This window comes from Paenibacillus sp. EPM92 (assembly GCF_016586185.1).
GTDB classification, from domain to species: Bacteria; Bacillota; Bacilli; order Paenibacillales; family NBRC-103111; genus Paenibacillus_G; species Paenibacillus_G validus.
The window spans coordinates 102,426-114,949 of the sequence record NZ_BCPS01000079.1 but is presented as its reverse complement, the minus strand read 5'-3'; the positions used below and the strand labels follow the sequence as shown (position 1 = coordinate 114,949).

Genomic DNA, 12,524 nt, shown 5'->3' with positions numbered 1-12,524 from the left:
CTATCATGGAAATCGTTTACAGCCTGGCGAAACTGCGGTAATCTATGGGTACTGGGAGGCGGCGATTAAAATTGGATTTTATAAGGACCATGTTGCGCCATTTTACTCAATATAAACTACTGTTCTCCATTTTTTTGTTTAGCATCTTCTTTGAAGTCGCTTATGCGGTGGCAGCCCCCTTGAGCCTGAAATACTTGGTGGATGAGGCATTCACACCTAAGGACTTCCAAGCGTTCACGATCATTCTGAGCATTTTGCTCGGAGGCGGATTTTTCAACATTTGCGCAAGTGCATGCGGGGATTACTCGTTAGGCAAGCTGAGCGGCGAGGTGATTCGGGAGCTGAGAACCGAGCTGTTTATCCATCTGCAGCAGCAATCGCTGCCTTTTTATCAACGATACAGAGTCGGCGACCTTGTTACTCGTTTCGCAGCGGATATGGCGTCCATGGAGAAAGTGATCCGCATCTCGTGTCCCTTCTTTCTGAAGGAGGCTTTAAGCATCCTGCTCGGACTCTTTATGCTGTTTTCAATCGAATGGAAGCTCGCGCTGGCCGTGCTTGCCGGCTCCGTACTGATGTTTGTCGGGCCCAGACTCCTTCAAGCCCGTGCGGAAACGGCCAATGCGGGCTATAAAGAAGCCCAGGAGCGCTTCTCCAATACGATCGACGAGATGGTCAAGGGTCATAAAACGATTAAAGGCTTGCATCAGCAGGCCAGGTTGCGGGAGCGGGCCCGTAAGCAAATTCAAGAGCTGTTTTCCTTTGGTTTGAACATGCACATGACCAACTCCCTGATGGAGCGCTTGCCTCTAACGGCTTTATTGATCTTGAACGGGATTATGCTCGGCTTCGGCGGATATTTGATACTCCATGACGATATGACGGTCGGCGGCTTTATGGCCTTTTTTACATTGTTTATGAGCGTTGGTCAGGCGGCCTCCAATTTATCGTTCCTGATCCCGAACCTCATTGATTCGAGCGTTAGCTTCCGGCGCGTCGGGGAAATTTTCGATCAGCAGCCCGGCGTTCCGGAAGCCGCCAACCCCATAGAGCTTCCATCTTCCATAACTTCGATCCGGATGGAACGGGTCACCTTCGGATATACCGAGGAAACCGATCAATTGCGGGACGTCAGCCTGCACATCGCAGCCGGCAGCTATACGGCATTCGTAGGTTCAAGCGGCTCCGGCAAAAGCACCGCGTTGCAGCTGCTGTCCCGTTTCTACGATCCCAGGCAGGGCACGGTTGCGATGGATGATTATGACCTGCGTACCGTAAGCGAGGCTTCCTTAAGAAAGCTATCCACGTTGGTTACTCAGGATACTTTTTTATTTAACACAACGATACGGGATAATTTGCTGCTGGACGGGGTTGACGTCACGGATGCGGACATGGTTGAAGCCGCGAAGCAGGCGAAAATACATGACGTCATTGCAAGCTGGCCTGCGGGATATGAGACAATGATCCACCATGAAGGGGGATCTTTGTCAGGGGGTGAACGGCAGCGCATCGCGATTGCACGGGCGATTCTGAGAAATCCGAAGCTGCTGCTGCTTGATGAGGTGACGTCGGCACTGGATCCGGCTACGGAAGCGGATATCAATCAATGGATTCAACAGATTCGCAGGCACACTACGATTATTTCCGTAACCCACCGGTTAGCCTCTGTTGTGAATGCCGATAGGATTCATGTGTTCAAGGAGGGCCGAATCGTCGAATCCGGTACCCACCAGGAACTTCTGCAGCAAAACGGACTATACTATAGCCTTTGGGAAAAGCAGCATGGGTTTCACTTGTCTCAGGATGGCCTTCATGCAACGGTGGAGGTTGACCGGCTTGCGAAGCTGCCCTTCTTCGAAGGGATCGAGCTTCCGCTGCTCCAGGACATGGCTAGCCTGTTTTCCACCGAAACGTGCAAAGAGGGCGAGGCTATTGTGCGTGAGGGAGAGGAAGGCCATAAATTTTACATTATTGTCCGCGGCAAGTTTGAAATCGTGAAGCAGGTTCCCGAAGAGGGAGATAAGCGGGTAGCCGTTCTGCAGGACGGTGATCACTTTGGCGAAATCGCCCTGCTCAGGGATATTCCAAGGACCGCTACGGTGAGGGCCATGGGCCCATCGGTGCTGCTATCTGTAAGACGGGAACAATTTCAAATATTAACAAACCAATACCCTCAAATTCTTCAAACGCTGGAGCAAACGCTGAAGAAGCGAATTTGACGTCTCGTGGAGACAGAAAGAAGGATCGCAATGACGACGCTTTGCAGACGCTGTTCCAATGATGATGAGTTCGCCAAAGTCAGTTTATTCTTTCTTGAGAACAGACGCGACCTGCATCTTTCTTATACAACCATGGATACGATTAGCCTGCTTTATTCCTATTTGACGCAGGGCCATTTGCTTCAAGCCACGGATGCCGACAACCGGGTGATCGGAGTATTGGGTTATTATCAGGGTACACCGGAAGAGGAATTTAAGGATAAAGAGGTTGCTTTTGCGGATATGGTCATTTTAGACAAAGCCCACAGGGGGACGCGGCTATTTATTACCGGGCTGCGGTTTTGGGTTCGTGAGCTCGTGAAGGAGCATCCGGAGGTGCAGGAATTGAGATTCGCCGCTCTGGAGGAAAATCAATATTTATGCAAATTGTATTCCAAATTTTCCGAAACAAGCTACAGACGTGAGGGTATGCTTGGAGAAGAATTGGTCTTTTGTGTGAAAATTAACCAGATTAGGACTATCTTAAAAATTTTCGACAAGGTATAATTAGGAAAAAGAAAACAAAGGATTGATTTCGAAAAGGAGGGGTACCGAATGATTCCACCAAAAGGATTTGGTTCTAAAGGAACCGGCGGCAAAGGTGACAGATTTGGGCAATTAGTCATCATCAATGATTCCTTAAGAGCACAACCGAAGTAATGCCCTACGAATTTCGTCCTTGCGATTTGGAAATGGACTATGAATCGTATGTAAAGTTTGTAATCAAGCATCACGATGAACTGAATTTGCCTTATTCATTTGCCATTAAGCTTAGTTTTATCAGCAGCCCTTTAATTTTTGGCAAAGCCATGCTCATCTTCAGTGAAGAGCCTTACGAGATTGTCGGTGCGGCCGGTTTCGTCTATGGTACCGGCGCCAACCAATATGAGGACCGGGAAGTATGTCAGGTGGAGGTTGCTTTTATTCAGAAGGCTTATCGGCGCACATTTGTGTTTGCACGAGGATTGCAGGCGCTGATTGACCAGATGAAAGCGGGAAACCCGAATGTCGAGAAGGTTCAGTTCTGGGCTTCTGAGGGTCAGGGGGAACTGGAAAGGCTCTTCACGAAATTCAGCGAACTGCCTGGTTCGACAAAATCCATCGTGAACAACTTGGCTCTCTATACGGTTTCGTTTCATGAGCTGGAGGCCTATTGCCTTCGTTTTGGAGCCGCTGATGGACTTAGAGGAAACGAAGGCCGTGTCTACTGAACACGTGCTTCAGACCGTCGGGAATTCTCGATGGTCTTTTCTTTACGCTGTTTTCGTGAGCAAAGCAGACCAAATAGAGCTGTTCAGAGCGATTAAGAATGACTTGTTCCCTGATTCGCTAAGGATAAAGGTTTTCAGCACGAAAGTGGTTTATCTTCTAAATGATTTTATAAAAAACTCCTATCAAAAATCTTGCGAATGGTGTTGTAAGGGGAAGTAAAATAAAAGCATAGATTGTACCCCAAACGAATGTACCTTCAACGTTTATCGTTTCCAATCCGCCCCTAACGATAGTTTCGCCAAAAATCGCACCAACTGTTCCGCTGTATAAGGTTACGAGAAATGCACACTTATAAGGCTTATCAGCCAAAGTTTTTTGTTAGATAATGCATTTCTATTGTGAAAATATCCACCTAAAACTGCAAAGGTAATAGCAAAAGGAATTATCACTGAGAAATATAGCCACTCTTCACCCCAGAATGAAGTAATTCCACCAGCCCAAACTTGACCTATTAACATAAATAATAATGCAGTAATGAATGAAAATAAAGCACCGAAGATAAGACCTTTTATCCAAGAAAGATGTTTCATCATCTAATCACCACCAAATATTGATTTAGAGACAAGACGGATTTATCCTATTTCTTATTTACAATATTACAGAAAATCTGGATATTATAAAACTTTACCCTAAAACAACAATCTTTGCGAAAACAGCGTTTCTTTATTTTAAGGCTCTGTTAAATTTTAATGTTGATTTTCAAGAAATTAATGAAGGGTGGCATCATATGCCACCCTTTTCAGGTCAATTTTCTATCCAAAATCTTTTTACAACGTTACCATCCTCTTCAGTGAAACTTGCAGCTTGTAGTTATCGAGTGTCTTGTATCGAAGCATTACTGTTATTCTCGGCCAGTACTGTCAGAGGATCGTATGGAGGACCGACCACTGTTCCAGGTATCAGCGCGATATCTACAGCGTTTTCCGGGATGCCCCATGAATTTCCGGAAAAGACAAATACAGCTGCTTCAACAACAAATCCGCGGGTGTTATAGACAACATTATCCAGGATATTGCCGTTTGTACCCGGATTTAAATACGCTGGCTGGCGAAGAGAATAGAAGAGATTATTTTGCACCAACAGGTTGTTCATGTTGCCTGTTTGTGTCACAAAGCCGCGATTGACTACCCAGCCCGTTGAAGGCCCGGCTTGTGGAGGGCCGAATATGGTGTTGTCCAGTATTCGATGATTGTTACCTCCAATTTGAATAAATTCCCTTGCATACGGGATATCGCTGGTCATGGTCAGCCCTTTGACCGTTACTCCGCTTCCCAACACTATAATTGGAATGACATTCGCTTGCAGCATGACGATCGCGCCCGGATAACCAACTAAACTGACGCCGGCTTTGTTAACCAAAATGGTGGATGTGACCGGATACGTTCCCGGCAGAATGTGAACCGTTCCGGTGGGCAATACTGCCGTTACGCCTTGCTGGATTGTACCGAACGGGCTTGCTTGCGATCCATCCCCGCCTATTGCGCCTGCCTGAACATAAACTTGAAACGGATTGGGCTCAACCGTTCCGGTAGGCCCTGTCGCGCCAGTCGCGCCAGTTGCGCCCATCGGTCCCGTCGCACCTGTCGCTCCCGTCGGTCCGGTCGCCCCCGTAGGTCCTGTCGCGCCGGTAGGCCCTGTTGCTCCAGTTGGTCCAGTTGGTCCCTGCGGCCCGCCGGAAGGTCCTGTCGGTCCTGTCGCGCCCGTTGCTCCAGTCGCCCCAGTTGCGCCAGTTGCGCCCGTTGCGCCCGTTGCTCCGGTTGCGCCCGTTGCTCCGGTTGCGCCCGTTGCGCCAGTTGCGCCCGTTGCTCCGGTTGCGCCCGTTGCGCCCGTTGCTCCAGTTGCGCCCGTGGCTCCGGTTGCGCCCGTTGCGCCTGTCGCGCCCGTTGCTCCGGTTGCGCCCGTTGCTCCAGTCGCCCGTTGCGCCGGTTGCGCCGGTTGCGCCCGTTGCGCCTGTCGTCGCCCGTTGCTCCGGTTGCGCCCGTTGCGTCCAGTCGCGCCCGTTGCGCCCGTTGCGCCCGTTGCGCCTGTCGCGCCCGTTGCTCCGGTTGCGCCCGTTGCGCCTGTCGCGCCCGTGGCTCCGGTCGGCCCTGTCGGTCCCGTCGGTCCGGTAGCTCCACCCCCTGCCGCCTCCAGTAACGCTGCGTCATCCGCAATGACATCCGGACTACCCGTCTGAGGAAGTTTATTGATCAGGACTAAAGCTTGCGTAGTACCTGCCGGCGCCACAGAGGTTGTTTGGTAGATTTCCAGCCAAGTATCATCGTTTACATCAGGCAATCGGTCGGTCTGAATCGTAGTAATCAATCCGTATCCCAGAAATGTGAATGAATCGTTATAAAAGGCGACAGTCAAGGAAATGGGAGGGCTTGGCGCAGTTCCGACCTTCGCAAGTGAAACCAGGAATTCGTATGACTCTCCGGGGGTTGCGGGCACAAACTGCGTAATAAAGGAGTTTAAATCTCCGCCGAGCAAACGCGCTGCGTAAAAACCTGAATGCGAGAAATCGGTTGTAATGGTTGCATTAAAATTAATCCAGGGCAATAAAGACCCTGTTTCAAACCCGCCATTGACAATAATGTTAGTGATAGACATATGTTCTCACCTCTTTTAGCGCCATAACTAGGACGCAATAGTATTATATGTTGTCCAACTTCTTCTGCCACGTCATCTATAACTGCCAAAACACACAAATCGTATTGAAGAAGGCGACGATAATCAAGTAATCCAAGATGCACAAATCCAAGTGACCCGGTGTAAAGAAAGTTTTTGAAATGATAAGTATTTAGCAGTTTTTATTTGATTAAGTTGATACTATCGATATGAAAGCACTTACATTATGTGAATGGTACAATAAAAACTGGATTGCAAGGAGATGGTGCAAAAAATGAAACTTGGTTCCTCGTACCATAACGGATGGGTTTTGGCAAATGGGGTGAGAACACATTATTCTTGGGCCGGAACTGAAGGGCCTGCGGTTGTTTTATGTCATGGCGGCGGCCCCGGTTCGTCTGGAGGAGCCGGTTGGAGATTCATGCTGCCGGCTTTGGCAGAAGCAGGCTTTCGTGTATATGCGCCTGACCAGATTTCCATGGGATGGACGGATGCCCGGCCTCATGCTTGGCCTGTGCTGGGGCATCAGAGCCTGGTTAATCATGTAAGTGATTTTATTGACGCGTTATGTTTGGATGAGGTGTATTTGGTTGGCAATTCGCAAGGAGCTTACGTGGCGGCTAAGTATACGATTGACCATCCGGAACGTGTGAGGAAATGCTTCCTTATTGGCAGTGCCACCATCGCCATGTCCATGGGCCTCGAGCGGCCGGACGGGGGGAACAATGCAGCTTTCCAAGCCCTGCTCCACTATGACTATACAGAAGAGGCGATGCGCAAGTTCCTCACGGCCATTATCAACGACCCGACCAAAGTGACGGATGAGCTTGTGAGAGCTCGCCATGTGGCGGCCAACCGTCCTGGTATTCGCGAATCGATGCAGGCTTTTCAAGACTACCAGTCGCGTATGCGGAGAGAGCCTCAACTTTGGGATCGGTTCAGCTTAAAGGATTCATTGCCACAATTGAAGGTGCCGACCGAGTTTATATGGGGGATCGACGACAGCTTCGCTCCTGTGGAGATGGGGCATGAATTAGAGAAGCTGTTGCCCAATATTCCATTTTCTTACATCAGAGAGGCGGGTCACCAGTGCCAAACGGATCAGCCGGAATTGGTAAATCGCATGGTGATCGAGTTCTTCCGGCAAGAGTAAGCGTGGACATCAAGGCTGCATGTGTCCATGCAGCCGATCAGATAGATAAGAAAGGAAGGTGGATGTTGAACGATGGCAAGAATCGTCTTCGCAGCTGCCGTTGCTCATACAGCGCTGATACTGCGGGCCAAAGACAAGGCTCCTCAGGAACAAATGGAACGGGTTTATAAGGCTTTTGGAGAAATAAGACGCCGCCTGGAGGAAAGCGGGGCAGAGACGGTGATCCTTTTTTCCGCCGAACACATGAAGAGTTTTTTCTTGGATAACATGCCTTCACTTTGTATAGGGACAGGTGAAAAAGCACAGGGATGGGGCGAAGCCGGCGTTCCCCCCTATTCGGTTGATCTGGATTTGGACTTGTCACAGCATGTATTGCAGTACGGTCTTGATCAGGAGTTCGACCTGGCTTATTCTTACGAGATGCGACTGGATCATGGCTTTATGGTACCATTGCACTTTCTGACACCGCAGATGAACATTCCGGTTGTTCCTGTGTTCATGAATGCCGCATCGCCCCCGATTGCGCCGCTCCACCGCTTGTACCACTTTGGGAAGATGGTGGCCGATGCGGTTAACGGGTGGGAGAAGGACCGGAAGGTGGCGCTGGTGGCCACGGGCGGAATTTCGCATTGGGTGGCTGTTCCCCGCATGGGGGAGATCGCCGAATCCTTTGACCGGCGTTTCCTGGAATTGCTGCTGCACCATAGGGACGAGGAAATTCTCGGATGGAGCAACGCACACATCGAGGAAGAAGCGGGCAACGGCGCGTTGGAAATTAAAAGCTGGATGGCTCTGGCAGGAGCGCTGCCGCAGGGACGGCGTGAGCTTATTTGCTATGAACCAGTCGAAGCTTGGGGAACGGGAATTGCCCTTATTGATTTTGGTGCAGTGATCAAGTGAAAGAGGTGTGTGGCATGAACGGTTACCGTATCAACAAATTTTTGTTTCACCTGTCGCAACGGGAAGAGCACCAGCTTCTCTTTTTGCAAGGCGATGCAAATCTTTTTGATGATTACGATCTTGAACCTGAAGAGCGTGAAGCGATCTTGCAGTGCAGCGTAACCCGTTTACATCAGGAGGGTGTTCATCCGCTGCTGCTTATGCACCTGTCTCTGATCCATAGGATGGACATACGGGAACTGTACAGACAGGGGATATAACAATCCATAGAGGTATAAAGTCGCCTTGGATGAAGGTCTCCTTACAGAAGTTGAGTTGAAAATATCGACGGCACTAAAGGATTGAGGAAATAAATGTCTAATATCTCATTGTGGGACTTTAGGATTAAGAATGCTGATAAAATTATGGCGGTGAAAGGGGAAATTTAAAAATGGTTCAACAAAAAGATGAGATTATGGTTCGTCAACGTGAGATGGTCCGTCAAGCCACACAACAGTGGAAAGGTCAAGTGGACGGAAAGGTTGCGGTAGTCACAGGCGGTGCTCGCGGGATTGGCCGAGTGATCGTAGAAGGTCTTCTTGCGGCTGGAGCCAACGTAGTGGCTGCGGATCAAAAGTGGGACAATGCTGAAGAGTTTCGCAAGCATTTAGAAAGCACGGGAAGAGGAATGGCCGTACAAGTGGACGTGGCGGAGGACGCTTCACTGGATTCGGCTTATGAAGCAGTTATGGAGAGATTTGGGACTGTTGATGTTCTGGTGAACAACGCCGCTCTTGTATCGGAGACACTTTTTTATCCGCAAGGTCATGTCAAGACGCTCGATACAAAGGATAGCGATTGGGAAACGATGTTCAAAGTGAACACGTTCGGTGTTTTGAAAGCGATCCGGCGGTTTATTCGCCCGATGCTTGATAAAGGCAGCGGCAGCATCATCAACGTCGTTAGCAGTGGAGTGCTGCCGACCCATCAAGGGGGATCTTATTTCGCGCTGCGCCCGTGGACGGTGGAAATGCCGTATCAAGCCACAAAGGCAGCGACGATGGCGCTGACCTTCTATTTGGGGGAAGAGGTTCGGGGGGAAGGCGTTGCCGTCAATGCGATCATGCCCGGACATACGCGTGCTTCGTGGTTCGACGCAACGGCGAAGTCTTGGAGCGAAATGGGGATGGTTTACTTCATGCGGCCATCCATTCCGGAACATGTCACGCCTTCGATTCTTTTCCTAGCGGGGCAAAACGGGCAAGGGGTCACGGGACGGCTCGTTTATGTCCCGGAATGGAACTACGATCACGGATTCGGCGATTCCGCTGCTTGGAGCGACGTTTCGTTGCCGCCGGAAATGGAAGAGATGTACAGCAAGCTGGAAGCCGTCATGCCGAAATACAGCCGTTCGGGCGTGTCGCACTTGCCGTTTGACGCTTGGGCCGCTCTTTGGATTTCCGCCTCTGAAAGGCTTGCTTCAGAGCAAGGGCAGTCATAGCGGAACAACCGTGTCGATCCTGTCAGACGGCATCGAGAACTGTGATTGTGCAACTTTTTAAATCTCAATGGAGGTGATTGAGTAATGCTGAATTTGGATAAGGCAATCAGAGATCAGGAGGGCTACATCGATTCCAGGATTTTCACGGATGAAGAGCTTTATCGCCTGGAAATGGAAAAGGTTTTTCAACACACCTGGTTATTTGTTGGTCACGAATCGAGTCTCCCCAAGCCGGGCGATTATATCCTCAATAAAATGGGCGAGGACGAAGTCATCGTGGTCCGCGATCGGAGCAATCGTGTACGCGTCTTTTTGAACCGCTGTACGCATCGCGGGAATAAAGTTTGTCTTTTTGACCGCGGTTCGCAGAAGAGTTTCACCTGTACGTTTCATGGCTGGCAGTATAATATCGAGGGTGGGCTGATGGGACTTCCGCAAGGCGAATCCTATGCCGGCAGCTTGAAGCGGGAAGAGTGGGGCCTCAAGGAGGTTCCGAAAGTCAGCAGCTACGGAGGGCTCATTTTTGCCAGTTGGGATGAAGAGATCTGCTCCCTGGACGATTACCTGGGCGACATTCGCTGGTATCTTGACCGCATGCTCCTCAAGCCTTTTCTCGGTGGCATCGAGGTGCTGCCCGGTAGGGGAAAATATATGATGCCGACCAATTGGAAGATGATGGCGGATAATTTCATGCACGACGAGTATCATGTGCCCATCACCCATGTCTCCTTTTTTCGTGCGCTGATGCATATGTCTCAGAATGGTGGAGACAACTGGATGTGCGGCAATCAGTTTGATCGGGGTTTTAATGTTCTCGCCACTTCTCCGGCAGGCGTTCCCCATGCCGCTGGCCTGGTTGAATTCTGGAATGACCCGCGTCCGGATTCATCGGCTCAAGTCCAACCCCTGAATGACCGGGCCATAGCTGAGCGTCTAGGTCCCGAAGCCGTAGAATGGCTGCAGGAGCGGGAGCGCAGGATGAAAGAATTCATGGAGGAAGAACAACATAAGGTTCATGGCAGCGCGAACTGGACCATTTTCCCCAACCTCAGCTTGATTCTTATGCCCGGTGCCTTGCGGGCAAGCGGCATTATCCAATGGCACCCGAAGGGGCCTATGATGCTTGAAGGCTGGCAGTGGTTTGCTGTTGAGAAGGACGCTCCGGACGTTGTGAAGCGGTATGGCGCGAGTGTTCTGGCGGCTGATCAGGCGCCGGCCGGCATGATTACGACCGACGATACGGAGAACTTCGACCGGATGTATAAGAACGTTATATCCAAAGGAGTGGAAGAACGTCCCTTCAACTATGCCATGCCTGGTATTGACCTGCAGCGCTTCTATGAGGAATTCCGTGAGGCAGGCCTTGATTTGGAAGCGCTACCAGGAACTCCTTTGCCGGTATTCACCGAGGAGAAGGCTCTTGCATTCTATCAGTATTATCGTGATCTCATGAAAAAGGAACGCTGAAGCGTCCCCCATTGATATGTAACCCATTGTGAAAGGAAGGTGTGACATGAGCTTCGCTTCGACAACAGTACTGAAACAGGAGATTGAGGAGTTTCTCTACCGGGAGGCTTGGCTGCTCGACAACTACAAGGTACGCGATTGGCTCGAACTCCTTACGGACGATATCCGCTACTGGATTCCGACAATCGAGAGCGTTTTTGGAGAAACCGGGTCTTATCGCGAGGATGTTCCTTATGTCCCGTATGTAGATGATAATCGTGATCTGATAGAAATGCGGGTCATTCAACTGGAGACGGGGCTGCGACACAGCGAGATTCCAGTTTCAGTCACGCAACGAATCGTTACCAATATTCTTGTAGATCCCGCCGAGCGGGAAGGAGAAGTGAAAGTGCATTCCAATCTGCAGGTGACCCAGGTTCGCCATGGAGATATTGAGACGGTCTGGCGCGCCCGGCGGGAGGATCTGCTGCGCAGCACGAATGGACAATGGAAGCTGGCCAAACGTAAAGTGATCTTGCTCGGTTCGGTAATACCGCGTACACTGGGCATATTCTTGTAGGAGAACGACTGCTCTCCCGGGGAGGAAAAGATGGAACGCTTAAAAAACAAGGTTGCTATTATTACGGGTGCAGCATCAGGACAAGGCAAGGCAGCATCTTTGTTGTTTGCCCAAGAGGGCTCAACGGTTATTGTGGCGGATTTTAACGATGAACAAGGACGAAAAGTGGTCGATGAAATTGCGGCCGGGCATGGACATGCGGAGTTTTATCATGTCGATGTAACGGAAGAGTCGTTGGTCGAATCATTGGTGAAGTATACCGTAGAAAAGTACGGTAAATTGGACATTATGTACAACAATGCCGGTTTGGTCAAAATGCGCCCTATAGGTGAGTTGCCCACGGATGAATGGGATTTTACAATCAGGTTCGAGTTAAACCAGGTGTATTACGGTTGTAAATATGCGCTTCAACAAATGGAGAAGCAAGGATACGGTGTGATTCTGAATACAGCGTCCACGTCCGGGTTGATTGGCATACCGGGTCATGGTCCGCATGCTGCATCGAAAGCGGGCGTGATTGGCTTGACCCGCTCCATCGCTGTGGACTATGGACCCAAAGGGATACGTTGTAACGCGATAGCGCCAGGGTTTATTCCCTATACGCAGCAAACGGAAGATCTATCCAACGATCAGTTTATCAACATGATGCTTCAGGTTCAGCCGATTAAACGTCATGGCCAAGTGGAAGATATTGCGCAATGTGCTTTATTTTTATGTTCGGATGAATCGTCGTGGATTACGGGGCAAGCCATTGCTGTAGATGGCGGGCATACTGCAATGTAGGTTCTATCCGAATGAGGATCCGCAGATTCGTCTGATTCTGCA

General features: G+C 50.1%; 11 protein-coding genes and 1 pseudogene. 10 read left to right on the top strand and 2 right to left on the bottom strand.

Translation table 11 applies throughout. The annotated features are described in order from the left end of the window. Window positions 1-44 precede the first annotated feature (44 nt). The 3 genes from JMF85_RS19185 (at window position 45) to JMF85_RS19175 (ending at window position 3,469) form a co-directional block, all read left to right on the top strand. Window positions 45-2,219 (top strand): ABC transporter transmembrane domain-containing protein, encoded by a 2,175-nt coding sequence (locus JMF85_RS19185; RefSeq protein ID WP_308645028.1) that lies wholly within the window; start codon window positions 45-47, stop codon window positions 2,217-2,219. A 30-nt stretch (window positions 2,220-2,249) separates the two neighbouring features. Beyond that, a complete protein-coding gene (locus JMF85_RS19180; RefSeq protein WP_201318749.1) occupies window positions 2,250-2,765 on the top strand; it encodes a hypothetical protein in 516 nt (171 codons plus the stop codon). 239 nt (window positions 2,766-3,004) lie between these two features. Next, window positions 3,005-3,469 (top strand): hypothetical protein, encoded by a 465-nt coding sequence (locus JMF85_RS19175; RefSeq protein ID WP_181410166.1) that lies wholly within the window; start codon window positions 3,005-3,007, stop codon window positions 3,467-3,469. Window positions 3,470-3,802: 333 nt separating this feature from the next. Here the strand turns inward: JMF85_RS19175 and JMF85_RS28165 are convergent, their stop codons facing one another. Both JMF85_RS28165 and JMF85_RS19165 read right to left on the bottom strand, forming a co-directional pair. Next, entirely contained in the window at window positions 3,803-4,063 is a 261-nt protein-coding gene (locus JMF85_RS28165) for a hypothetical protein (RefSeq protein WP_236595922.1), read from the bottom strand. 277 nt (window positions 4,064-4,340) lie between these two features. After that, a pseudogene (locus JMF85_RS19165) lies at window positions 4,341-6,122 on the bottom strand (NTTRR-F1 domain). 280 nt (window positions 6,123-6,402) lie between these two features. Between JMF85_RS19165 and JMF85_RS19160 the strand changes: the two are divergent. The 7 genes from JMF85_RS19160 (at window position 6,403) to JMF85_RS19130 (ending at window position 12,482) form a co-directional block, all read left to right on the top strand. After that, the gene (locus JMF85_RS19160; protein WP_127609889.1) at window positions 6,403-7,293 is read left to right on the top strand and encodes an alpha/beta fold hydrolase; all 891 of its coding nucleotides are present in this window, start codon (window positions 6,403-6,405) and stop codon (window positions 7,291-7,293) included. 72 nt (window positions 7,294-7,365) lie between these two features. After that, window positions 7,366-8,193, top strand: coding sequence for a DODA-type extradiol aromatic ring-opening family dioxygenase (locus JMF85_RS19155; protein WP_127609887.1), 828 nt, complete (start codon window positions 7,366-7,368; stop codon window positions 8,191-8,193). Between the two features lie 14 nt (window positions 8,194-8,207). Then, window positions 8,208-8,453 carry a hypothetical protein gene (locus JMF85_RS19150; RefSeq protein WP_127609885.1) on the top strand — a complete coding sequence of 82 codons (246 nt, stop codon included), beginning with the start codon at window positions 8,208-8,210 and terminating at the stop codon, window positions 8,451-8,453. 170 nt (window positions 8,454-8,623) lie between these two features. After that, window positions 8,624-9,673 carry an SDR family NAD(P)-dependent oxidoreductase gene (locus tag JMF85_RS19145; RefSeq protein ID WP_127609883.1) on the top strand — a complete coding sequence of 350 codons (1,050 nt, stop codon included), beginning with the start codon at window positions 8,624-8,626 and terminating at the stop codon, window positions 9,671-9,673. Window positions 9,674-9,757: 84 nt separating this feature from the next. Further along, window positions 9,758-11,140: an aromatic ring-hydroxylating oxygenase subunit alpha gene (locus tag JMF85_RS19140; protein WP_127609881.1), complete on the top strand. Its 1,383-nt coding sequence runs from the start codon at window positions 9,758-9,760 to the stop codon at window positions 11,138-11,140. Between the two features lie 46 nt (window positions 11,141-11,186). Continuing rightward, window positions 11,187-11,699: an aromatic-ring-hydroxylating dioxygenase subunit beta gene (locus tag JMF85_RS19135; RefSeq protein WP_054799889.1), complete on the top strand. Its 513-nt coding sequence runs from the start codon at window positions 11,187-11,189 to the stop codon at window positions 11,697-11,699. A 30-nt stretch (window positions 11,700-11,729) separates the two neighbouring features. Continuing rightward, entirely contained in the window at window positions 11,730-12,482 is a 753-nt protein-coding gene (locus JMF85_RS19130) for an SDR family NAD(P)-dependent oxidoreductase (protein ID WP_054799890.1), read from the top strand. Window positions 12,483-12,524: the final 42 nt, after the last annotated feature.